The sequence below is a fragment of the Paenibacillus tyrphae genome (assembly GCF_027925525.1).
GTDB classification, from domain to species: Bacteria; Bacillota; Bacilli; order Paenibacillales; family NBRC-103111; genus Paenibacillus_G; species Paenibacillus_G tyrfis_B.
This window is the reverse complement of sequence record NZ_BSDJ01000004.1, coordinates 327,810-348,833: the sequence shown is the minus strand read 5'-3', so window position 1 is coordinate 348,833 and position 21,024 is coordinate 327,810. Positions and strand designations below refer to the sequence as shown.

24 protein-coding genes and 1 other RNA gene are annotated in these 21,024 nt (G+C 51.5%); 13 read left to right on the top strand and 12 right to left on the bottom strand.

What is annotated here, in order from left to right; translation table 11 throughout:
* Positions 1-44: 44 nt before the first annotated feature.
* Positions 45-551, bottom strand: a complete 507-nt coding sequence (locus QMG93_RS07065; RefSeq protein WP_281934808.1) for a DinB family protein — start codon at positions 549-551, stop codon at positions 45-47.
* 198 nt (positions 552-749) lie between these two features.
* Here QMG93_RS07065 and QMG93_RS07060 point away from each other — a divergent pair, with 198 nt between their 5' ends.
* The gene (locus tag QMG93_RS07060; RefSeq protein WP_281934806.1) at positions 750-1,196 is read left to right on the top strand and encodes a M67 family metallopeptidase; all 447 of its coding nucleotides are present in this window, start codon (positions 750-752) and stop codon (positions 1,194-1,196) included.
* Positions 1,197-1,203: 7 nt separating this feature from the next.
* Here the strand turns inward: QMG93_RS07060 and QMG93_RS07055 are convergent, their stop codons facing one another.
* Genes QMG93_RS07055 through QMG93_RS07045 form a run of 3 tightly spaced genes read right to left on the bottom strand, consistent with a single transcriptional unit; the run spans position 1,204 to position 4,418 of the window.
* The gene (locus QMG93_RS07055; RefSeq protein WP_281934804.1) at positions 1,204-1,938 is read right to left on the bottom strand and encodes an exonuclease domain-containing protein; all 735 of its coding nucleotides are present in this window, start codon (positions 1,936-1,938) and stop codon (positions 1,204-1,206) included.
* Between the two features lie 11 nt (positions 1,939-1,949).
* Positions 1,950-3,029, bottom strand: a complete 1,080-nt coding sequence (locus QMG93_RS07050; protein ID WP_281934802.1) for a DUF294 nucleotidyltransferase-like domain-containing protein — start codon at positions 3,027-3,029, stop codon at positions 1,950-1,952.
* 27 nt (positions 3,030-3,056) lie between these two features.
* Positions 3,057-4,418, bottom strand: coding sequence for an ammonium transporter (locus QMG93_RS07045; RefSeq protein WP_413789270.1), 1,362 nt, complete (start codon positions 4,416-4,418; stop codon positions 3,057-3,059).
* Positions 4,419-4,813: 395 nt separating this feature from the next.
* Between QMG93_RS07045 and QMG93_RS07040 the strand changes: the two genes are divergently transcribed.
* Together QMG93_RS07040 and QMG93_RS07035 are read left to right on the top strand one after the other, a co-directional pair.
* Positions 4,814-5,245 carry a MerR family transcriptional regulator gene (locus QMG93_RS07040; RefSeq protein ID WP_010491397.1) on the top strand — a complete coding sequence of 144 codons (432 nt, stop codon included), beginning with the start codon at positions 4,814-4,816 and terminating at the stop codon, positions 5,243-5,245.
* 34 nt (positions 5,246-5,279) lie between these two features.
* Positions 5,280-5,963, top strand: a complete 684-nt coding sequence (locus tag QMG93_RS07035) for a zinc metallopeptidase (RefSeq protein WP_281934797.1) — start codon at positions 5,280-5,282, stop codon at positions 5,961-5,963.
* 76 nt (positions 5,964-6,039) lie between these two features.
* Here the strand turns inward: QMG93_RS07035 and QMG93_RS07030 are convergent, their stop codons facing one another.
* On the bottom strand, positions 6,040-7,866 hold the full coding sequence (locus QMG93_RS07030; protein WP_281934795.1) for an ABC transporter substrate-binding protein: 1,827 nt from the start codon (positions 7,864-7,866) through the stop codon (positions 6,040-6,042).
* Between the two features lie 150 nt (positions 7,867-8,016).
* Here QMG93_RS07030 and QMG93_RS07025 point away from each other — a divergent pair, with 150 nt between their 5' ends.
* The gene (locus tag QMG93_RS07025; protein WP_281934793.1) at positions 8,017-8,160 is read left to right on the top strand and encodes a hypothetical protein; all 144 of its coding nucleotides are present in this window, start codon (positions 8,017-8,019) and stop codon (positions 8,158-8,160) included.
* 33 nt (positions 8,161-8,193) lie between these two features.
* On the opposite strand, the gene QMG93_RS07020 is transcribed toward QMG93_RS07025, so the two are convergent.
* Positions 8,194-9,096, bottom strand: coding sequence for a LysR family transcriptional regulator (locus tag QMG93_RS07020; RefSeq protein WP_281934792.1), 903 nt, complete (start codon positions 9,094-9,096; stop codon positions 8,194-8,196).
* Positions 9,097-9,225: 129 nt separating this feature from the next.
* Here QMG93_RS07020 and tpx point away from each other — a divergent pair, with 129 nt between their 5' ends.
* The gene (tpx, locus tag QMG93_RS07015; protein WP_010491406.1) at positions 9,226-9,729 is read left to right on the top strand and encodes a thiol peroxidase; all 504 of its coding nucleotides are present in this window, start codon (positions 9,226-9,228) and stop codon (positions 9,727-9,729) included.
* Positions 9,730-9,800: 71 nt separating this feature from the next.
* On the opposite strand, the gene QMG93_RS07010 is transcribed toward tpx, so the two are convergent.
* Positions 9,801-10,190, bottom strand: a complete 390-nt coding sequence (locus QMG93_RS07010; RefSeq protein WP_010491409.1) for a DUF1499 domain-containing protein — start codon at positions 10,188-10,190, stop codon at positions 9,801-9,803.
* A 240-nt stretch (positions 10,191-10,430) separates the two neighbouring features.
* On the opposite strand from QMG93_RS07010, the gene QMG93_RS07005 reads away from it, so the two are divergent.
* Positions 10,431-10,916 carry a GNAT family N-acetyltransferase gene (locus QMG93_RS07005; RefSeq protein WP_281934787.1) on the top strand — a complete coding sequence of 162 codons (486 nt, stop codon included), beginning with the start codon at positions 10,431-10,433 and terminating at the stop codon, positions 10,914-10,916.
* 80 nt (positions 10,917-10,996) lie between these two features.
* On the opposite strand, the gene fsa is transcribed toward QMG93_RS07005, so the two are convergent.
* From fsa to QMG93_RS06990, 3 genes are all read right to left on the bottom strand, one after another.
* Positions 10,997-11,653, bottom strand: a complete 657-nt coding sequence (gene fsa / locus QMG93_RS07000; protein ID WP_281934785.1) for a fructose-6-phosphate aldolase — start codon at positions 11,651-11,653, stop codon at positions 10,997-10,999.
* Between the two features lie 49 nt (positions 11,654-11,702).
* Positions 11,703-11,884: non-coding RNA, 6S RNA (ssrS, locus tag QMG93_RS06995), on the bottom strand.
* Positions 11,885-11,961: 77 nt separating this feature from the next.
* The gene (locus tag QMG93_RS06990) at positions 11,962-12,753 is read right to left on the bottom strand and encodes a YesL family protein (RefSeq protein ID WP_281934783.1); all 792 of its coding nucleotides are present in this window, start codon (positions 12,751-12,753) and stop codon (positions 11,962-11,964) included.
* A gap of 277 nt (positions 12,754-13,030) precedes the next feature.
* Here QMG93_RS06990 and QMG93_RS06985 point away from each other — a divergent pair, with 277 nt between their 5' ends.
* Positions 13,031-13,129 (top strand): sporulation protein YjcZ, encoded by a 99-nt coding sequence (locus tag QMG93_RS06985; protein ID WP_281934781.1) that lies wholly within the window; start codon positions 13,031-13,033, stop codon positions 13,127-13,129.
* Between the two features lie 106 nt (positions 13,130-13,235).
* On the opposite strand, the gene QMG93_RS06980 is transcribed toward QMG93_RS06985, so the two are convergent.
* Positions 13,236-14,819: a DEAD/DEAH box helicase gene (locus tag QMG93_RS06980; RefSeq protein WP_281934779.1), complete on the bottom strand. Its 1,584-nt coding sequence runs from the start codon at positions 14,817-14,819 to the stop codon at positions 13,236-13,238.
* 257 nt (positions 14,820-15,076) lie between these two features.
* Between QMG93_RS06980 and QMG93_RS06975 the strand changes: the two genes are divergently transcribed.
* From QMG93_RS06975 to QMG93_RS06960, 4 genes are all read left to right on the top strand, one after another.
* Positions 15,077-15,610, top strand: coding sequence for a DUF4178 domain-containing protein (locus tag QMG93_RS06975; protein ID WP_216797892.1), 534 nt, complete (start codon positions 15,077-15,079; stop codon positions 15,608-15,610).
* A gap of 60 nt (positions 15,611-15,670) precedes the next feature.
* On the top strand, positions 15,671-16,459 hold the full coding sequence (locus QMG93_RS06970) for a DUF4247 domain-containing protein (RefSeq protein WP_281934776.1): 789 nt from the start codon (positions 15,671-15,673) through the stop codon (positions 16,457-16,459).
* A 107-nt stretch (positions 16,460-16,566) separates the two neighbouring features.
* Positions 16,567-17,421, top strand: coding sequence for a YitT family protein (locus tag QMG93_RS06965; protein ID WP_281934774.1), 855 nt, complete (start codon positions 16,567-16,569; stop codon positions 17,419-17,421).
* Positions 17,422-17,551: 130 nt separating this feature from the next.
* The gene (locus QMG93_RS06960) at positions 17,552-17,746 is read left to right on the top strand and encodes a hypothetical protein (RefSeq protein WP_281934880.1); all 195 of its coding nucleotides are present in this window, start codon (positions 17,552-17,554) and stop codon (positions 17,744-17,746) included.
* Positions 17,747-17,828: 82 nt separating this feature from the next.
* Here QMG93_RS06960 and QMG93_RS06955 read toward each other — a convergent pair whose 3' ends face one another.
* Positions 17,829-18,692, bottom strand: coding sequence for an AraC family transcriptional regulator (locus QMG93_RS06955; protein WP_281934772.1), 864 nt, complete (start codon positions 18,690-18,692; stop codon positions 17,829-17,831).
* 157 nt (positions 18,693-18,849) lie between these two features.
* On the opposite strand from QMG93_RS06955, the gene QMG93_RS06950 reads away from it, so the two are divergent.
* Positions 18,850-20,649: an alpha-L-fucosidase gene (locus tag QMG93_RS06950; RefSeq protein ID WP_281934770.1), complete on the top strand. Its 1,800-nt coding sequence runs from the start codon at positions 18,850-18,852 to the stop codon at positions 20,647-20,649.
* A gap of 125 nt (positions 20,650-20,774) precedes the next feature.
* Positions 20,775-21,023: a twin-arginine translocase TatA/TatE family subunit gene (gene tatA / locus QMG93_RS06945; RefSeq protein WP_054973572.1), complete on the top strand. Its 249-nt coding sequence runs from the start codon at positions 20,775-20,777 to the stop codon at positions 21,021-21,023.
* The last annotated feature ends 1 nt before the right edge of the window (position 21,024 follow it).

Here is a 21,024-nt window from a genome sequence, read left to right as displayed (position 1 = left end):
CGGGTTAGAAATAAAGTTGTTTAAAATGTCTCAACCATCGTTCCTTAACACAGCGCTTTCAGATCTTTAATTTGCTCTATATGCCGTTGCTCGTGTAAATACATTAGTTCAACCCATTGATCTAATGGCAAGTCACCAAAAACGGAATGATTTACTACTATTGCCTTCAAAATGGACTTGTCATCTATCTTGCTAAAAACATCCATAAATTTATTTCTTGAGTCGCTTAATAGTTGAACGATTTGCAGAACTTGAAAAGGTTCGGAACTTGGTTCTGTAATCTTAGGCGCTTGAATCTTATTGGACCTATCTGATACAAAGCGAATCGGTATGTGTTCTGTTTTGATTGGATTCTTCTGATTCTTTTGATCAAGCCCAAACACAATTACTTTTGCCATCAAACTTTCCGATATAACCAAATGATGACAAACCTGAGCTATACTCCATTTATTCATCTCAAAACGTCGATTGAATTCATCAAAACTTAGGGAAGAAATCTCAATTAACAACTGCTCTCTGGTTTTAATTAAATTTTCTTCAAATTTATCCACACTATTCTCCTTTCAGTTCCAAGTATCCCTCATTTATTATAACAAAGTTCTATTACTTGGTACTATATATATTCATAAATTTTCCAGACATTTCATGCAGCCATGGCATTAAACAACTTTCTCGGACAACAAAAAAGAGCGGGAAAACGGACAAATGTAGTATAATGGCGCAAAAGACAATGAAAGGCGCCTCTTCCGATGCATCGTTTGCAGATTCGAATTCACCGACAAGCATGGTCCGAGATGATCGGTCACTGCCTTGAATCGATGCCGCGCGAAGCGTGCGGCCTTCTTTTTGGCTGTCTGTCTGCGGCAGGCGTTCCTGCGGCCTTAAACTATGTGCCAATTGCCAACGCCGCGGCCAATTCGCTGCACAGCTTCGAGCTGCACCCGCAGGAGCTTGTCCGGGCTCTGTACGCTGCCGGCGGAAAGCAAGAACTGATCGGGATCGTTCATTCCCATCCCCGTACCGCTCCTTATCCGTCGGATCACGACCTGACCACCTTATGGCACACGACGCCCAGTCACTGGATCGTTTCGCTGCGCGATCCGTCTTTGCCCGAGGTAAAAGCCTTTGCCTTTCGGAAAAAGCAGCAGGAGCATTCCAGCCTTGAGGCGATTTCATATGACATCGTTATGGAGTGACTTGATTTTAATGATGGCTCAAATGCGCATACAGATCTCCTAACGTCTGCACGTCCTTCGACTTGGTTTCGCGCATGAGCGCGGTCCACAAGCGAGCGGTCATTCGCGCGTCCTCCAGCGCGTGATGACGCCTCGTCACTTCGATGCCATACAGGTCGAGCAGCGTGTCCAAATCGTATTTTTTCAGCTTCGGGTGAAGCCATTTGGCAATCATCATCGTATCGAGCAGACGATGGTTCAGGTTAACTTTGGACGTCCGCCACAGCGCCGCATTCAAAAAATGCTTGTCGTGACCGGAACCGTGAGCGACCAGCACCTTCTGCCGGACGAATTCCAAAAAGCCGCGCAGCGCGTGCAGCAAATCCGGCGCATCCGTCACCATCTCGTTCGTTATCCCCGTCAGCTTTTCGATCTCCCCGGGGATGCTTCTCTTCGGATGGACCAGGCTGTAGTAGGTGCTCTCTTCCTTGATTTCGGTCCCTATGACTGACACGGCCCCGAATGAAATAATTTCATCCCCGTTATACGGCGAAAAACCGGTCGTTTCCAAGTCGAAAACGACCAGTTCCACCGTACTCAGAGAAATTTCATACAACGAGTTTTTGCGCTGTTCCTTCATGATGGAGCGGATAAAGGCCATCTGCTGCGCGCTTTGCGCATCGAACATCGACGTGATCGCCGGAGTGAGCCCGCCCATTTTATACAGCTGCCACATCCGGCCGGCCGGCCGCATATCCTTCATAAGCCGATCACCTAACCTTTGTTTATCTCCTTAGGAATGTTTTTCCTGACGTACTTCTGCAAGTCCGTTCCGATGCGGAGACACTGCTTCAGCTCCGTTACCCGTTCTTTCGTCAACTGGTCTGCGGTCAGCTTGCCACGGGTCACATACCGGCCTTCCTCGATCTGATAAGGAGTCATCGATCGCAGCTTCAAGGCCAGCGTCAGAGCCTCCAGCCAATCATGGCCAATCTCTTCCGAGATGTGCCCGCCTGCGATCAATGACTTTATTCGCTCCTCGGTAGACGAACGGCGGATTCCCGCTTCCACCGCCAGCAAGCGGATTCCATTGACAATCGGGATGTAGGCGCCGTACTTCACATCGACTCCGCCGGCATCTTCGCCGTACCGTTCCTTGATCAGTTGGCCGAACACGCCGATCGACACTTTATGGTGCAGCGTATTGCGCAGCATGTGCTCCAGCATGGCGGGTTGGGCCGCGGTATACCGGTAGATTTCCTCGATAAGTGCACAGCCTAACGTGTCATCCCCGTACACCGTACGTGCATCGACCGTAATTAACAAATATCTCACATGCTCCCAGTCCGGCTCCTGCATCCACTCGTTGACCATCCGACGGTAATCCTCCAGCGGCTTGCACCATTGCTCGTTGGTGCAGATGACTTGTCCGTTGCAAGGCGGGTAGCCGACCGCTTCCAAGCCTTCCGTAATACAGGCTGCCAATTCGGCGAAGTAATGCTCCGCCTCCATACGCTCATCCTCCGATGAAGGGTCCGCGTAGATCAAGCCGTTGTCTTGATCGCTCCACAACGTCTGCTCTCCCCGCCCTCCGCTGCCGAACAGCAAGAACGCATAGGAAAGCGGTGCGGCTTTCCCCTGATGTTCCTTCAGCCGCTCCTCGGACAATGCGATGACGCGGCGGATTAACGCATCGTGGTATTCGTTAGCCTCCCGGCTCCATTCCAGCGCTTCGGCAAAAAGGAGACGCCGCCCAAACTCCTCGTTAACTTGATCCCGAAGCGCCCTAAGCTTCTGTAAGCTACGGACCCGGGACGTTTCCCGTTGAAACCTTTCAAGTACGAGACGGTTCATGACGACATCCCCTTCGGCTTTTTCGCTCTATACCGTGGTAGCTGCGCTGCCATGCGCCGCTTTCTTCATTTGCTCCGGATACCCGTAACTTCCGTGCTCGGATAAATCCAGACCGACGATTTCTTCTTCTTCCGTTACCCGAAGACCGATCGTCGCTTTGATCAAGTACAAAATCACGAAGGACAGAATCAGCACGAACAGGAAGGCACCGAAAATGCCAAGCGCTTGCACGCCCAACTGCTCCAAGCCGCCGCCGTAGAACAAACCTGCTTTCCCGACGCCTACTTTTGCGGCCAACTCCGGCGTTGCGAAAAGTCCTGTCGACAGCGTTCCCCAAATGCCCGCGATCCCATGAACGGAGAAGGCGTAGATTGGGTCGTCGACGCCCGCTTTTTCAAACCATTGTGCCGTGAAGAAGGTCAGGATGCCGGAGATCGCCCCGATAATAACAGCGTCGCGCGGAGTAACGAAAGCGCAAGCTGCGGTTATAGCCACTAGGGCAGCCAACACGCCGTTCAGCATGCTGGGAATATCGGCCTTGCCGAAATACATCCAGGACACGATCATAGCCGCTACCGCGCCGGCCGATGCCGCAAGATTCGTCGTTAAGGCAATGTAACCGAAGAAGCCGTCGTTCATCGCGCTCAGCGTCGAGCCCGGGTTGAAGCCGAACCAGCCGATCCAGAGAATGATTACGCCGAGAACCGAGAGAACTTGGTTGTGCCCGGGGATCAAATTCGGCGTTTTATCTTTATTATATTTGCCGATCCGCGGCTTAAGCAGCAGTGTTGCCACAAGCGCAGCCGTTGCGCCCTGCAAGTGAACGACCGTGGAGCCTGCAAAATCCTGCATTCCGATTTGAGCGAGCCAACCGCCGCCCCATACCCAGTGAGCTACGATCGGATAGATGACAACCGTGAACAGCGTGCCGAAGATGAAGTAGACGGCCAACTTGCCACGCTCGGCAAAACCGCCCCACGCAATCGCAAGCGATACCCCGGCGAACGCCAGCTGGAACAGAAATTTGATGGCGATCGGTACGTCCGACGCGGATAGCGAACCGAAGGCCGCTTTGGCTTGCTCCTCCGTCCCGTCAACGAAGAACCCGGTCGTCCCGAAGAAGCTATTGCCGTCTCCGAAAGCTAAGCCGAAGCCGACGGCCCAGAAGGCGATCGCGCAAAGGCCGAAGGTCAATACGGTCTTGCCTGCGACGTGGCCGGCGTTTTTCATTCGGGTGGAACCCGCTTCCAGCAGTGCAAAGCCCGCTTGCATGAAGATGACCAGAATCGCTGCCAGCATAACCCATACCGCGTCAATTGCACCTTGGAGCTGGGCGGGTGTCGCTTCATCCGCAGCGAATGCGAGGCTTGCAGGCAACAAAGCTGACATAATTGCGACGGAAAAGAATAACCTTTTAAACAAATCGACCACTTCCTTCTTTTATGTTAGTATTTATTACATTGTATGAAATTTATATTGTCATTATATACACGAGACACGTTTTTGACAATAGAATTTTCATTAACGAACCATAAAATACGAAAAATAATCTAACATGAACTTTGCATAATTCGGTTTTATACTTTTTTTCGTTGATCACCCTATTGTGTGCGTCATATAAAATAACTCGTATATTCGAAATCCGCTAAATTTCAGGCAATCGGAGCGACTCTCCCGCTAAGTAAAAGTGTAACGTTTGACTGTATGGTTTGGATTCGGGTATCATGAATACAAGAGCACCTATTCCAGTATCTATATAAAACGAGGTGACATGAGATGGGGAGATGAAGCTTTACAAAATCGGCGAGTTGGCGCGCTTATCGGAGGTCAGCCCCAGAACGATCGACTACTATACGAAGCTCGGGCTGATTCAACCGGAGAAAAGATCCGATACGAATTATCGTTACTACAGCGATGAAACCTTAGCGCGGCTGAAACGTATTGAAAGTATGAAGAGGGAGAAGTATACCTTAGAGGAAATCAAGGCTAGCCTGTTGCAATGGAATAAGGTGAGCCGAGATGAAATAGTGACAGATAAACTGACATCATTGCAATTGTTACTTAAGCAGCTTGAGAAGGAAGCGAAGGAAGTCGGACCGATGCTTGAAAAGCTGAAGCCGTCGCAATTGAAGAACCTGAACAAAATTCTCACGCAGCCCACCGCTGCATGCATCGAAGCTTTATTGTTGCTGTTAGGTAAAGGCCCTCTTTCCTAATTGAAACGATTTTTGCGAACGGAGGAATGGATCGATGTTTTTTCACCCTATGGATTTCCTTATTATCATTGCGTTCATACTCTCCATTTGGGCGCAGTTCCGGGTCAAAGGTACCTTCAACAAATGGTCCGATGTGCCCGTTCAATCCGGTATGACGGGATACGAAGCGGCCCGCCGCATGCTGGATTCCAACGGATTGTATGACGTTCCGGTCGAGCCGATTCCCGGCGCGCTGACGGATCACTACGATCCGATCGCCCGCACGGTACGGTTGTCGGAGCCGGTTTATTACGAGAGCACCATCTCGGCCGTATCGGTCGCTTGCCACGAGGTCGGTCACGCCATTCAGCATAAAGTGAATTACCCGATGCTCGTTGCCCGCCACCGGATGTTCCCGGTCGTGAACTTCGCTTCCGGCATTGCGCCGCTGCTCTTGATCGCAGGCTTTTTGTTCCATTGGACCGGATTGCTCGGCCTGGGGATTATTTTCTTCTCCGCAGCCGTCGCTTTCCAGCTCGTGACCTTGCCGGTAGAGTTTAACGCCAGCAACCGGGCCCGCGACTTGATGGTTGCCGAAGGCTTTATCACCAACGATGAAGAACGAGGCGTAGCCAAAGTACTTAACGCCGCTGCGCTTACTTATGTAGCTGCTGCGCTGATCTCGCTGCTTGAGCTGATTAAGTACATTATGATTTTCACCAACCGCAGCGACGATTAAGCCTGCTACATCGAACGCGAAAACCGCCGGACTCGCTCCTTTCTGGAGTGATCCGGCGGTTTTTTTTCGTGTCGAATTAACGCTCTTGCTGCAAGGTGTCCATCGTCGGTTCGAACCATAGATCCCGAAACCGGACCCAACCGAGCGAGTTCAAGCAAACGTTTCTTAACGAAGGATGGAATACAGTGCGCTGCGTATGATGGAACAGAAACAATACATAAGCCTGATCGGTTACAAGCTGCCGCAGCCGGTTCAAATATGTGCTGCGCGTGACGGGAGAGCCTTCTTGATACAGCCGTTCGATGATGAAATCGGTCTGCTGCTTCAACCCGTCTCCCAGATGCATCCGAACGACACAGTTGTCTGCGAGAAACAGCTCGATAACCGCCAGCTCCACGTCATGATCCAATACGTTGCGGTTAAAGGTGAAATGCGAGCTTCGCACCATTTCATCCCTCTCCGCCGTTCCCCAGTGCACTTCGTTCAGCTTTACCCTGATACCAATCTCGCCAAGCTGGGTCTGCAAGTTTTCCGCGAAGCCCTTGTGATGGGGGCTGTGCACAAGCAGCAGCTCTTCCCCATCATACCCGCTCTCCGCCAGCAGCCGTTTGGCTAGTATCGGGTCATATTGCTCATCCGTATCGCTAGGCTCCCGATTTTCCTCGTAGAACCACTTGGCGAACGTGACATCTCCCGGCGCGCTTGACGGCACCAGAAGCTTACGGTCGATCCCATGAACCACAGCCTTTCGAAAAGCCAGCTTCTGCTGCGGTCCCGGCAAGTTTAAATTAAACGTGAAAAAGCTGCAATCCCGCCCAATCGTCTGTATCGTCTGCCAGTCTTTAGGCAGCTCTTCAGCCGTATCGCATTGGTGCCGCATCATATAGTTCGGCGGTTGAAGATGACTCGCTTTTCGCATCAATTCTGGCGTATACCAAATTTCAATCCGGTCCAGATGCGCCCGCCGGTCGAAATAACGCGGGAACGCTTCCAACACCAGCATATTGTCGTCATTTTGGACCACACGGAAAGGTCCGGTCCCGATCGGCATCCGGCAGAAAGCCTCTCCGAGCTCCGTCACCGCATCCTGCGGAACGATCGAAGCCCGGTCGTAGCTCAAATGATGCAGGAAGAGCGGATTAGCCCGCCGTAAATGGATACGTATGGCGTAGCTGCCGATCGTCTCGATGCGCTCCACATCCGCAAACAGCCATCGAAACGGCGAGCCCAATTCTTTGCAGTTATGACGTTCAATCGAATATTTGACGTCCTCCGAGGTCATTTCTCTCCCGTGATGAAAAAATACCCCTTTGCGCAAATAAAACGTCCATTCTTTGCCGTCGTTCCCGCTGGTCCAGTAGTGCGCAAGCCCACCCTCGATTTTGCCGGTCTTCGTATTCATTCGGATGAGTACGTCAAAAATTTGCTGTACCATATGACATTCCACGACAAAGGTGATGAGCGCCGGGTCCAGGCAAGCAATTCGCTTGGAATAGGGCAGCCGCAGCGTATCCGTCAACGTATCGTTTTTCACCTCGGGCCGATAGCCGAAGTGAGAATCCAGCCAATAAACGAACTGATCCTTGAGCGCAGGCAAAGCAGAATGCTCTTCCAAGTAAGCGAACGCTTGCTGAATGTCGCCTTTCTTCACTAACGCTTGAGCGGATTCCAGCGCAATCGATTCGCTTTTGGCCAAAAATACGATTTTCGAACGATGCCCCCGCCCGCGGCCCGGAGTCCAGTGAATCCAACCTGCTTCTTCCATCCGTTTCAATACGAAGTTGACGTTGCGGGCCGTACATTGAAAAATATCCGTCAGCTCCGTCAGCGTAATCTCAATCTCCGCCTGTTCCTTAACCTCCGCATATTTCTTGCGCAGGCGCAAATAGTAGAAATCGATCATTCTGAAAACGCCTCCTCGCCGGTCCATGCGTCCATAAAAGATGAAAGAAATAAACAATATGCTACACTTTTTATTCATCTTTCGCAAGGTATAATGAAACCAGAAGCCGTAAGCAAGCGAAATAAAGGCTTCCTCAGGAGGAGAGACACCATGTTAAACCCGTTTGAACTTGAAATGCAAATGCTGGAGCAAGTGAAAGAAACCGAAAAAAAAGCAAGCGGCTCCCGGTTTCCCCGTGTGCCGCTTATGGACTGGCTGGTTGGCGTCACCGCCATCAGCGCGATATTCGCTTGATCCCGGGGCTAGCGATGAAGATGAAAACGAATGTTAAGCCCAGGCGGCCTTTTTCTCGAAAAAGTCGATCAAAAATTTGCGGAACACTTCCGCCACGGGCGGAAGCTTTTCGCCGTTCCGGCGAATCAGCCCAATGCTGCGCGTAACGACCGGTTCCGTAACGCGCACCTTGACCGGCTGAAGCTCGTTGATTTCCTTCAGCGCCATCTCCGGCAGCAGGCTGACGCCCATGCCTGCCGCTACCAGCCCGCGGATCGTATCCGTTTCTTCCCCTTCGAATCCGATTTGGGGCGTAAAGCCCGCCTTCGCACAAGCTTCCAAGACGATCGCGCGGAGCGAATACTCTTCGCTGAACATGACGAACGATTCGCCGCTAAGCTGGTCCAGCTTAATTGATTCGTTTCCCGATAACGCATGGCCTTCCGGCACGATGGCATACAGCTCTTCCTCAAGCAGCACTTCACCGACCACGTGATTATGCTTCTCCGGAAAAGGTGAAATGAAAGCGAGATCGATTTCTCCTTTCATGACGTCGCGGATCAAGCTGTTGTAGGTCCCTTGACGCAGGCGGAACTTGACGTTCGGGTAATGCTTGCGGAAGCTCGCGACGACTGTCGGCAGCAAGTTAATACCAAGACTGTGGGGAAAACCAATCCGAATTTCGCCCCGCTCCGGGTCAAGAAATTCGTGGACCTCATCCACCGCGCGATCCAGATCGGTCAGAATGCCCTCCACCCGGCACAAAAACAGCTTTCCGACCGAAGTCAGCTGCAGATTGCGGCCCTTTTGCACAAACAATTGTACGCCAAGCTCCTCTTCCAGTTGATGGATTTGACGGCTGACCGCCGATTGCGCCACATGCAGTTCTTCCGCTGCCTGGGTTACGTGCTGTTTGCGCGCCACTTTTACAAAATACTGCAGCTGTCTAAGTTCCAAAGCTATTCCTTCCCCCTGTTTATGTTTAAAGTTGTGCACTCCTATTGGACAAGTTCTCTTATAAAAGATTATAATATATTTTGGTGAAATACCAATCATTCTCTCAATTTGAAGGAGGCCCATGTACTCATGGCAAAAGCGGCATTCAAAGGCAACCCGATTACCCTCATCGGAACGGAAGTTAAGCCAGGCGATAAAGCTCCCGATTTCACAGTAAACAAAAACCTGCTCGAGACCGCATCTCTTGCCGATTATGCCGGCAAAGTGAAGCTGATCAGCGTGGTGCCTTCTTTGGACACTGGCGTATGCGATGCGCAAACCCGCCGTTTCAACGAAGAAGCTGCCAAACTTGGCGACAATGTTGTAGTACTGACAATCAGTGTGGATCTTCCGTTCGCGCAATCCCGCTGGTGCGGCGCTGCGGGCATCGATAAAGTCGTAACGCTGTCCGACTACAAAAACCGCTCGTTCGGCAAAGCGTACGGCGTGCTGATTGACGAACTGCAATTGCTGATGAGATCCATCTTCGTCATCGATGCAAACGATACCGTACAATACGTGGAATACCTCGGCGAAATGACGGAGCATCCGAACTACGAAGCCGCGATCGAAGCAGTAAAAAAGCTCGTTTAATGTCGCTTCCGACCGTCAGTCATGACACACAAAAAAACAGCGGGCAGCCATGGAGCTCCTCGCTGTTTTTTTTAATCGTTTATTTTATAAGCGGCCAGCCGCTTGTCGATGTGCCTATATATATCAAGGATCGTCCTGTAGTTCGATCCGAGGTCTCCTAATGAGCCGCGGGAAGCCGAATAAATATCGATCGCCGTCTTGAGCGGATTAATGCCGAACATGGTAAGGGTGATATCCTGCGTACGGCCGGTAATGGTGCGCCGTTCCACTACGATTTCGCCGACGTTCTTGACTTCGTGGAGAAGTTTGTACCCGCTTAGCTTTTTGAACATGTTCACGACTTCATCCCAAGCCTGATCTTTGGAGATTTTATAGTATCGGGTCTTCAAAGCCGGGTCCTTAGCCTTCTCTCCTGTTGTTTCGTGGCTGCGAATGAGACCGATTAAGGTGCGCTTTAGCAAAGCCTTCCCTCCTCAATGAAGTGACAATCTATTCCGGTTAACACTATCTTTTATCATATCATTGTTTGCAGGGAAGAGAAAGAGCTAACGAAATAAAACCGTTCATATTTTGTACAAAATTGATTTCTGCGATTCCCTTGGTACCAGTATATTAACATGGAAGCCAGTCTATGATTCGAAACCCGGACAAGTTTGCGATTTCGCTTTACATTCCCTACTTTTTCAAAGGAGAACTCATTGATGCTGATAAGACAAGCACTGCCAGCCGATATGGCCGAAGCTTATGCCATAGAAGCCATTTCATATCCACCGGAGACCGCCGCTTCCCGCGAAGCGTTCGATTACCGCTTGCAGACATTCGGCCGTTATTTCAAGGTAGCCGAGCACAACGGACAGGTCGTCGGCATCGCCAATGCCGTTCGCCTGTCTCACGAAAACCTTGCTGATGAAAAAATGAAACAGACCGGAGCCAGCGACCCGGAAGGACAGTTCTTGTGCGTGCTGACCGTCGCCGTCCACCCGGATTACCGCGGCAGCGGACTCGGCGTCCGGCTGATGAGCGCTTTGCTGAAGCAAGCGGAGGAGGACAGGCTTGAAGCCGTACTGCTGCTATGCGAGAAGCATTTGATTTCGTTCTACGAACGCCTGGGCTTCCAGTATATCCGGTCTTCGGCGTCCGAACATGGCGGCATACCCTGGCATGAAATGAAACGAGATTGCAGGTGACAAATAAAAACAGGGCCTGCTGCCGCATAGGCGCAGCTCAGGCCCTGTTTGCGTTGGACGAAGGATCGTCCCGCTTGTTGTTAGAATGTGCTTTGGTTGGCGCCTTCCCAGTCTTTCAGGAAGCGTTCGATGCCGGCATCCGTTAACGGGTGCTTGATCATTTGCTGAATTACTTTATAGGGAACGGTCGCAATATCCGCTCCGAGTAGCGCCGCGTCGATGACGTGAGTCGTCGTACGTACGCTTGCCGTAATAATTTCGGAGCCGATGTTATGTACCTTGAACATTTCGCTGATTTCTTGAATCAAATTCATTCCGATTTGGTTAATATCGTCAAGGCGTCCGACAAACGGGGACACGTACGTAGCTCCGGCACGTGCGGCAAGCAAAGCTTGCGTCGAACTGAAAATCAGCGTCACGTTCGTTTTGATGCCCATTTCACTAAAACGTTTCGTCGCTTTCAGTCCTTCTTCCGTCATTGGAACTTTTACGACAATACCGTCGCCAAGAGCAGCAAGTTTTTTACCCTGTTCCACCATCTCGTCAGCTTGAAGGCTGATCACCTCGGCGCTGATCGGCAGGTTTCCGACGATCGAGATGATTTCCTTCACCGTTTCGAAGAAATCTTTTCCTTCCTTGGCAATGAGCGACGGATTCGTCGTAACACCGGCGATGACACCAAGTTCATGTGCTTTGCGGATTTCTTCGACATTGGCTGTGTCGATAAAGAGCTTCATCTCCAACATCCCTCTCTTTTATTGTGAACGCTAACATTTTAACGCAACAAAAAAACCCGCATATGCCGTCCGATTTCGTGTTTCAAACCCGCTCTCGCAGGTGGGTGTCCGCAGAATCGGTTTTGAAGTCCCTTTTCGAGGGCATGACAGCCGCGATTCAATGTAGGTCTCCCTAGAAACAGTCATTGGTTCAAAACAACTGTAAAACCGAAACGCACATCGCAGGATTTTGTTGTATTCCTATTATAGTCCACTCCATAGAGAAAGTAAACCTTTGCGCCGTTCTTCTTGTTGGAACCGGAGGAAAATTACGGGTTATCCGCCTTGCGCTCCGCTTCGGCCCCCACCGGATCATCGGAATTTTCCGTCTGCAGACGCTGCTGTTCCGCTTCTTTCTCGGCCAGCTCCTGTTGCTTCTCCTGCAGCTTACCGAATATCAGGTTAAAGTGCCAGAACGATACGACTGCGATCAAGCTGCCCATAAAAAAAGGAATCAGGAACGTAAACATGTTAAAGCTGACATACAGGACGATTCCGTTCAACACGATCATCGACAGCGACCGCACCGGATTGCCGATCGTAATCAACAGCGCGTTTTTGACGATTTGCAAAATCTTCATGTGCAGGTGCGACAGGATCGAGAAGAAATGGAACAACGAAATGATCAACAGTACGGTGAGCGATAGTACCAGAAAGCGTAAAATGCCAAATGCTCCCATTTGATTCCCATAAAACTGGAAATTAGTGTACAGAATGGCGCCGATCAGAATATAAATCAGACCGCCAAGCAAGCTTTGGACGAAGTTATCTTTATAGCCTCGGAAAAACGTCTTGAACAGTGGCACATCCTCTTCCCCGGTCAACCACTTCCGAGCCACGCTGAACATCGCTGTCGTCGACGGAAAGATAGTGAATGGCGCGACAACGGCCATCAATATAAGCGTTTGCAGTGCCTGATCGGCCGATTGAGACTGCAAAAAAACGAGCCCCAGGAAAAAGAAAGGAATGGCACATATGACCCATAATACGTTAATTACCGATAGTCTCATGATCCATTCGGAAATACGGTAAAACCCACCCATGATTCCTCGAAATTCCAAATCCTATGCCCTCCTTCATCTGTATTGCTTTATTATAGCCTATTTCATTCCATCTAGGTAGCCGTCCATACCTAATGCTGCAAATAACATATGCTAAAGTACCAACCACAGTTAGTAGCCCCCGGTCATCCGTTATGTACGCAAAGTGGAAATGTCCCATGGGCAAGCAAGGAATACCCGCGCCGGATGCCGAGGAGCTCTACTTGCACATGAGAACCATTATCCGTCCGGATAATGCTGTTTCTAGTGGTAAAATACAGGAAGGAGGCTGGTCACTATGGGTGGTTTCGCAGGAGGAGGATGGTGGACTTCCACCGCTGTTATTTTGGTTCTGTTCATTCTGCTGGTCATCGTTAGCCGCAGCTTCTTTGTCTAATTCTTGCAGTATTACAGCAGGCATGTGCGAGTACGTACATGACCTGCCTTTTTTTGGCTCAAAAAAAAGCAAGCACGCTGAAGATGGCGCGCTTGCTTTCTGTTTATTACACCAGTGTTTCTTCGTTCGAGCGGTTGGAAGAACGGGAGTACCCTCCGCGATTGTCACGGTCCGAACGGCCGCGGTAGTCGCGATCGCGGCCGCCGTCACGGTATCCGCCGCCGCCGTCGCGACGGTTGCGGTCGCCGCCGCGATAGCCCCCGCGGTCACCGCCATAAGGGCGATCGTTGCGACGTGCGCCGCCAGCTGTACCGTAAGAGCCCGACGGTCTGCGTCCGTTGCTGCGGATGTCCGGTCTTCTTTTCTTCGCACGAATCGGATCTTCCGGTGTCAACTCGATTTCGATGTCTTTCTTCTCGCCCGTAAGCAGCTTGAACGCCGCAGCCAGAAGATGAACGGAATCGTGCTGCTCCAGCAGGGAAATCGCAAGACCTTTATATTGATTGTGGTCGTCGCTTTGCATTGCTTCCAGCACGCGCTCTGCCGTCATTTTTTGCTTGCCTTCAATGGCTTCCGCCAGGCTCGGCATCGGCTTGCGGGAAATTTTGTGACGCGTAATTTTCTCGATAAAATGCAGGTGGTCGATCTCACGCGGCGTAACGAACGTATAGGCTGCGCCTTCTTTACCCGCACGGCCGGTACGGCCGATCCGGTGCACGTAGCTTTCCGGGTCCTGCGGCAGGTCGAAGTTGATAACGTGGGTAACGCCCGATACGTCCAAACCGCGAGCCGCTACGTCGGTTGCAACGAGTACGTCGATGCTTCCGTCGCGGAATTTGCGCATTACGTTGTCACGCTGATTTTGGGACAGGTCCCCATGCAGACCTTCTGCGGTATAGCCGCGCTTCTGCAATGCTTCCGAGAGCTCGTCGACCCGGCGCTTCGTCCGGCCGAAGATGATCGCAAGGTCCGGCGCTTCCATATCGATCAAGCGGCAGAGCGCTTCGAATTTCTGGCGCTCGTGAAGCTCGATGTAGGATTGGTCGATCAGCGGCGCGCTAACTTGCTTCGGAATGACGGATACGTGCTCCGGATTGCTCAAAAATTGCTGAGCCAGCTTCTGAATGTTGATCGGCATCGTCGCCGAGAACAGCATCGTTTGCCGCTCATCCGGCACAAGCTTCAGGATCGATTGGATGTCTTCCATGAAGCCCATGTCGAGCATTTCGTCAGCCTCGTCCAAAATAACGGTTTGCACGTCGTCCAGCTTAATGGTTTTACGGTTGATGTGGTCGAGCAGACGGCCCGGCGTACCGATGATGATTTGCGGCTTTTTACGCAGCGCACGAATTTGCTTTACGATATCTTGACCGCCGTAAATCGGCAGGGAGCGGATGCCCTTGAAGCGTCCCAGCTTCTCGATCTCTTCCGCTACCTGGATTGCCAATTCACGTGTCGGGCACATGATCAAAGCGACGATACGCTCTTCTTTAATGTCGATTTTGTTAATAAGCGGAATACCGAATGCTGCGGTCTTCCCTGTTCCCGTTTGCGCTTGGCCGATAAGGTCGCGACCCTCCATCGCTACCGGAATGGCTTTTTCCTGGATCGGCGTCGACTCCTCGAAACCCATTTCCGTAATTGCGCGAAGTACCTTTGGCTCTAAGCCGAATTCACTGAAAGTTTTCAAATGATTTCAATCTCCTTTGTTCTAGGGTTCTTTGTCTATACCCTTAAGTGCGCTCCTATCTTCTATTTTTAATCTCTTCATGAAACACCTTCCAACCCGTGTCAATATGAACAGTCAAGGCCGTACTTAAGAATATCTTTAGTAGTATACCATACCCTGCAGCCATATTCCAGAATTGTTCAAAGTTGAAACCCAAATTCGCCGAATATCGTATATAATAATTATATTCGTCGATTTTGAAAAGGAGCGAAATGCCCATGTCCATATGGAAACGAGTCGGTTCAATTATTAAAAGCAACAATCCGGAGCCGGAAGTGAAGCCAACGAATCCGCTGGAGGAAACGATGGTCGGCGATATTCTTAACGTAGACCTTGAAGAATATGTCGTATCCGGGAAGGCCGTTTATTTTGACCGCGGGTTTGCGCCGCACCGCTTTGCATATTATCTGCAAAACGGCAAGCATATATCATGTCTGCTTGTGGAAAAAGGGCGCACGTACGAATGTTTTTTATGCGAATTTGTGGAAGGCTCGCTTGACGATCCGAACGACGTGCCGTCCGTGCTCGACGTCGGCGGCGAAGTAACTTATCATATGGAGCATAACCGCACGGATACGGTGCGTGTCGAAGGGAACACCGATTTCCGCGCAGGAGATGAGGTCATGTTCTGGCGCTATTTCGGTTCGGAGAACCGTTACTTCTTCCTGCAATGGCAGGACGGAAAGTATGTCGCCATGGAGGGCTCCCCGACACCGGCGGGACAAATTAAATTTATGAAGGGTACCCGATGACCGTTAGTTCTCATTTCCTAATCGGATTCATAAACAGCTTGAAACGGAGGTGACCGCCGCATGATCAACAAATTGTCCAAATGGATTGCCATCCTGCTGGTATTTACGTTGCTGGCCGCTTGCGGCGACGCCGGCAACTACATTAAAGACAACTATTCGTTAATTGACGTTCAAGGGCAAGGAAAAAGCACGGCTAAAATTTATTCCGTCGCGGGAAAAGACGTGCCGACCGTCGCCAAGGAAATCGCAGATAAGGAAAAGCCGACCGAAATGAGCAAGGATTCGGAAGAACGGATGTTCCTGGTCTACGATAATAAAATCGTCAACGTACAGAAGGACCCGAACACCGAAGGAACCACCTTGGTCGAGGTCGATTCTATCCAATACGCCAAAGAAAACTATAGCTCCTCGTTTCTTCAGGGCTATGTTGCGGCAACGCTGCTGCAATCCCTGTTCGGCGGCGGATGGTTCAACAACAGCCGCGGCACGGGCTATGATTACAAGGGATACACGTCAAGCAAACGTTATAACGATTACGGCAGGTATCAATCCGTCCCATACCCGGGTTCGGCGGGCTCGACAGGCTCGACGACCAAGCCGCAGCCTTCGACGTCGGACCGCAAGGGAAGCTTTTCCACGACGCCGTCGAATCCGCAGACCACAACGCCGTCAAATTCCCAAAGTACCACACCGTCGAATCCGCAAACCGGCACTCCACCGAAGAGCAATTCGTCCGTAGGGGATTCGGCCAGAAAGAGTGACGGCTCCAAACCGACTTATAAGACGCCTTCCTCCGGTTCCTCGAAACCGAGCACAAGCTCGCGTTCCGGATCGTTCAAGCGCAAATAAGACCGCCAAGCTTTCCCTTAACCAAGGGAAGCTTGGCTCTTTTTCGGCTTTCGGGGGTTCAAAACGGTAAAAACGCTTCATACTAAAAGCATGCGGGAGGTGCATTCATGTTTCAGCTTCAACGTTCCTGGACCGGTTCTTTAATCGCCTGTCTTCTTGGCGCGGCTCTGATCGCGTCGAGTTTCAACCTGTTCTTGATTCCTCATCAATTGCTCAGCGGCGGCATTTCGGGCGTATCCATGCTGGTCGGTTATTTTACGGATTGGAATATTTCGCTTTTGTTTCTTATTTTTAATGCGCCGCTTCTGATCTGGGGACTGCTGACGCTCGGGCGCAAATTTATTATTTTGAGCGTCGTCTCGGTTATATTAACCACTTGGTTCATGCAGCTGATCCCCCTGATGACCGTCAGCAAAGATTTAATCATCTCTTCCGTTGCCGGGGGGGTGCTGGTCGGGCTCGGAACCGGCATTTCGATGCGGGTGGGCGGATCGACCGGCGGCTTTGACATCATCGCTTCCATCCTCACGCGCAAACGGGATTTTTCTCTGGGCACGTCTCTGTTCGGTCTGAACGGCATTGTGATCGTGGCGCTCGGCTTGTTCAAAAACAACTGGGACTTGGCCCTGTACTCCATGCTGTCCATGTTCATTACAGGCAAAGTCATCGATACGATTCATATCCGGCATCTGAAGGTAACCGTCTTCATCATCACCAAGAAAAAAGATTTGCTCCTGAAAAAAATGCAGAAGCTCAAGCGCGGCGTCACGGTCATCGATACCGAAGGAGCATATACGAAGGAGCCGCAGCATATGCTGATGACGGTGACGACACGCTACGAATTGAACGAACTGCAAAACCTGGTGCGCCAATGGGATCCGCAGGCTTTCGTCAATATCACCGAGACCGTTGGCGTCATGGGTTTGTTCCGCCGCTCCGATCGAAGCGAACCCGGCAATTAAGCAAAATTTCCGGTACATAGACCTTCAGCATTATGCTATAATTGAAGAGTAATTTCATACCGTTTTTCCAAGGCTTAACCTGAATTACTCGTAAGTCCTGATCTCTAAACAACAGATGACGGGAAGGGTGATGCTTGTGGAAACCGTAAAGTTGGCAACCATTGTCATGAGGCTGACGCCGGAGCTGTATCCATTCCTTAAGAAACGTGAGCTCGAATCGGAGATCGTGCTGCGCAACGGGCTGGAAGCTCTCGAAACAGAGGATGCCATGGAAATTATTCAATACAGCATTTCGGAACATCAAAGGGACGCCTTCCTTCATTGAAGGAGTAAAGCGTCATAACATGTATAAGACCGCTCTTCGGCCGCCTGTACGGTGGCAGGAAGAGCGGTCTTGTTTTATGCCCCTATTCGGAAGGCAGCTGCAAGCCGCGGGACAAGCTGCGGTATTCCGTGGGTGCGATGCCGACGGATTTTTTGAAGTTTTTGGATAGATGAAACAGGTCGTGAAAGCCTGTCGCTTGCGCCACCTCGCCGATAGTCATGTCGGTCGAACCGATGAGCTGCTTCGCTTTTTCGAGCCGGCGCTCGTAAATGTACGTCATCGGTGTCGTCCCGAGCTGGCGCTTGAAGAAGCGCACAAAATAATTGGGATGGTGATGCACGATGTCGGCCAGTTCCGCAATCGTTATCTCCTCGGCCAAATGCGCGTCAATGTAGTCCAGCACCTCGCCAAGCTTGCTGTGACGGAATGACAGGCCCGCCTGCTCCTTCTGTCTCAACACCGCCTGCTCCAGATAACAGGCAATGACGCCGAGCAGAGCCGCCTCGATCCGGATCGACCTAGCCGGTCCTTTCTTCGCGTTATGCTCGTCCGCCAGCCTCTCGAACAAGGCAATCGCTTCAGAGGGCTCCTGCGCCGTCAAACAATAGGGCAGCTTAAACAACGAAAATAACCCTGTCCAATTCAAGTCGGACGTAAAATGGCACCAATACATCGTATACGTCTGTGCCGGATCGATAACCGAGAACGATTGCACCAGCCCGGCCGGAGCAAAAACAAGCTGCCCCGGCAGGGGAAACAGCTCCTGCCCGCCGACCGTCATTCGCCCTTCCCCTTCGCAGATGTAATAGATTTTGCTGTACGCGGGGGTGAACGGCTTTTGAATCCAGTCGGGATTGCATTTGCTCCATCTTGCGTTCAGCAATTCTGTCTTCATATCCTTCAACAAATGGCTGAGCAGTGAGAAATCCGGTTCGTTGTTAGACATCGCAGCACCTCGAAAAGCGTAACTTGACGGTTCGATAAAAAGGTTCATTTCGTACAAATAAGCGTTAACCGCATCCATAGGGATTATAACATATGCCGGGTACAATGGGAGTAAGCAACGCGGTACCGACGAACCGCGAACAGATGGAGGCTTCTCGATGATCAAACGGGATATGTACATGGATAATGCGGAAGCGGAAGCGGCCGATCGGACGAACCCGCCCTTTCCGCAGGAAGAGCTGCAGGACCACAGGCTGGCTTGGTGGCGGGAGGCGCGCTTCGGGATGTTCATCCACTGGGGATTGTATTCGCTGCTGGGCGGCGTCTGGAAAGGACGGACGGTGCCGGGCGCCTACGGAGAGCACATTATGCTGCGTGGACAAATTCCGGTGAAGGAATACGAGCGGCTCGCGGAAGCGTTCAACCCGGTCCGCTTCGATGCGGAGGCCTGGGTGCGCGCGGCCAAGGATGCCGGTATGAAATATATCGTGATCACGGCGAAGCATCACGACGGCTTTGCTTTATACGATTCGGCCGCAGACGATTTCAATATCGTTAAGCGCTCCCCTTTCAGCCGCGACCCGATGAAAGAATTAGCGGAGGCTTGCCGCAAGGAAGGAATCAAGCTGTGCTTCTACTACTCCCACTCGATGGACTGGCATCACCCCGATTCCCAGGGCAACACGCATGACTATCCGAACAATATCGGGGCATGGGACTCGTTGGAATCGTGGGTGAACGATGAGGACAAATTTACGCGGTATGAGCGGTATTTGGAGGAAAAGGCGTTTCCGCAAGTCCGGGAGCTGCTGACCGGCTATGGCGACGTCCCCATCGTATGGTTCGATTGCGGGCATAAGGTGACCGACGAGCAAGGCCAAAGGTTTGTCGATACGGTCCGCAGCCTGCAGCCGGATTGTCTGGTGAACCGCCGCGTGCGCCGGGACGGCTTCGGGGATTACGGCAATTCCGGCGACAATCAGCTGCACATCCGGATCAACCGCAAAGACTGGGAATCGATCCACACGATGAATGATTCATGGGGTTACAAGAAAACGGATCACAACTGGAAATCCGTTACTAGCATTCTCCACAACATGATCGATGTGTTCAGCTTGAACGGCAACTACTTGCTGAACGTAGGTCCGACACCAGAAGGCGAATTCGACGAACCGTCAAAGCATATTTTGCACGAACTCGGACAATGGATGAAAACGAACGGCGAGAGCGTATACGGGACGACCGGAAGCCCGATTGGCAAGCCTCAGTGGGGGCGCTGCACGACAAAGGACGGGCTCCTCTATCTGCACGTATTCGAATGGCCTGCGAGCGGGCGGCTCGTCGTTCCGGGGCTGCGCAACGACGTCTTGAGCGCTTACCTGCTAGCCGATCCAGAGCGGCGCCCACTCGCCCATAACCGCTTGAACGCAGAGGACGCGTTAATCGAGGTGCCTGCCGAGCCGCTTAACCCGAATGTCACCGTAGTCGTTGTCGAATACGAAGGTGCGATTGACGCCAATCCGATGAAACGGCTGCTGGAGCACGATTATGTCAACCGGTTCGGCGCCTTCGACGGCGACATCCAAGGTCGCGAGCTGCGTTACGATACCGGCAAAAGAGACCGCGACGTCGTAACAAACTGGGTTAATCCCACGGACAGTATCCAGTGGACGTTTCGCGCAGAAACGCCTGGAACTTGCCGGGTAACGATCGTTTACGGAGCAGCGGAAGGCGAAGCCGGGGGAACGTATCACGTAGAGCTGTGCGGCCAGCGGCTCCAAGGAATGGTGCACCCGACAGGGGGTTGGTACGATTTCGGAAGCGACGAGCTTGGAACGGCGCGCATTCCCGTACCCGGCACCTATACGCTAACGGTCAAGCCGATTACGATAACCGGCACGGCGCTGATGAATTTGAAAGAAGTGCGACTTACCTTTTTGAACGAACACGAGGCCTGATTTATTTTCTTAAATTTTTTTAGGACTGCCCTAAAATCGTTGTCTTTTTGTAACAAAAATGTGTTATAGTACAATTAAATAAATGGTATGATTAAATCATACCATTTCGGAGGTGTACTTACACTATGGGAGCATTATCCCCTTGGCACATCATTTTGATCGCTCTCGTCGCTCTGCTTTTGTTCGGACCGAACAAGCTTCCGGAGCTCGGACGCGGTTTCGGCAAAATGTTCCGCGAATTTAAAGATGCAACGTCAGGCAACGGCGGCCGTTCCGACGATAATCCTCCGGAGCCCGAAGCCCCGAAAAAAGAATTGGCGGCTCCAGCGGCTTCGTCGGCAAGCGAACCCGTTCAGCCGACAGCGAATAAATAAT

What these genes read in the sequence shown, in the direction of transcription:
- QMG93_RS06965 (WP_281934774.1), top strand. Translation starts at nt 16,567, where the DNA reads ATGTTTCAGCTTCAACGTTCCTGGACCGGTTCTTTAATCGCCTGTCTT.
- QMG93_RS06955 (WP_281934772.1), bottom strand. Translation starts at nt 18,692, where the DNA reads ATGTCTAACAACGAACCGGATTTCTCACTGCTCAGCCATTTGTTGAAG.
- tatA (WP_054973572.1), top strand. Translation starts at nt 20,775, where the DNA reads ATGGGAGCATTATCCCCTTGGCACATCATTTTGATCGCTCTCGTCGCT.
- QMG93_RS06960 (WP_281934880.1), top strand. Translation starts at nt 17,552, where the DNA reads ATGCTTGTGGAAACCGTAAAGTTGGCAACCATTGTCATGAGGCTGACG.
- QMG93_RS07040 (WP_010491397.1), top strand. Translation starts at nt 4,814, where the DNA reads ATGAAGCTTTACAAAATCGGCGAGTTGGCGCGCTTATCGGAGGTCAGC.
- QMG93_RS07050 (WP_281934802.1), bottom strand. Translation starts at nt 3,029, where the DNA reads ATGAACCGTCTCGTACTTGAAAGGTTTCAACGGGAAACGTCCCGGGTC.
- QMG93_RS07045 (WP_413789270.1), bottom strand. Translation starts at nt 4,418, where the DNA reads ATGTCAGCTTTGTTGCCTGCAAGCCTCGCATTCGCTGCGGATGAAGCG.
- QMG93_RS07030 (WP_281934795.1), bottom strand. Translation starts at nt 7,866, where the DNA reads ATGATCGATTTCTACTATTTGCGCCTGCGCAAGAAATATGCGGAGGTT.
- QMG93_RS06975 (WP_216797892.1), top strand. Translation starts at nt 15,077, where the DNA reads ATGTCCATATGGAAACGAGTCGGTTCAATTATTAAAAGCAACAATCCG.
- QMG93_RS07035 (WP_281934797.1), top strand. Translation starts at nt 5,280, where the DNA reads ATGTTTTTTCACCCTATGGATTTCCTTATTATCATTGCGTTCATACTC.
- fsa (WP_281934785.1), bottom strand. Translation starts at nt 11,653, where the DNA reads ATGAAGCTCTTTATCGACACAGCCAATGTCGAAGAAATCCGCAAAGCA.
- QMG93_RS07005 (WP_281934787.1), top strand. Translation starts at nt 10,431, where the DNA reads ATGCTGATAAGACAAGCACTGCCAGCCGATATGGCCGAAGCTTATGCC.
- QMG93_RS06970 (WP_281934776.1), top strand. Translation starts at nt 15,671, where the DNA reads ATGATCAACAAATTGTCCAAATGGATTGCCATCCTGCTGGTATTTACG.
- QMG93_RS07055 (WP_281934804.1), bottom strand. Translation starts at nt 1,938, where the DNA reads ATGAAGGATATGCGGCCGGCCGGCCGGATGTGGCAGCTGTATAAAATG.
- QMG93_RS06950 (WP_281934770.1), top strand. Translation starts at nt 18,850, where the DNA reads ATGATCAAACGGGATATGTACATGGATAATGCGGAAGCGGAAGCGGCC.
- tpx (WP_010491406.1), top strand. Translation starts at nt 9,226, where the DNA reads ATGGCAAAAGCGGCATTCAAAGGCAACCCGATTACCCTCATCGGAACG.
- QMG93_RS07060 (WP_281934806.1), top strand. Translation starts at nt 750, where the DNA reads ATGCATCGTTTGCAGATTCGAATTCACCGACAAGCATGGTCCGAGATG.
- QMG93_RS06985 (WP_281934781.1), top strand. Translation starts at nt 13,031, where the DNA reads ATGGGTGGTTTCGCAGGAGGAGGATGGTGGACTTCCACCGCTGTTATT.
- QMG93_RS07025 (WP_281934793.1), top strand. Translation starts at nt 8,017, where the DNA reads ATGTTAAACCCGTTTGAACTTGAAATGCAAATGCTGGAGCAAGTGAAA.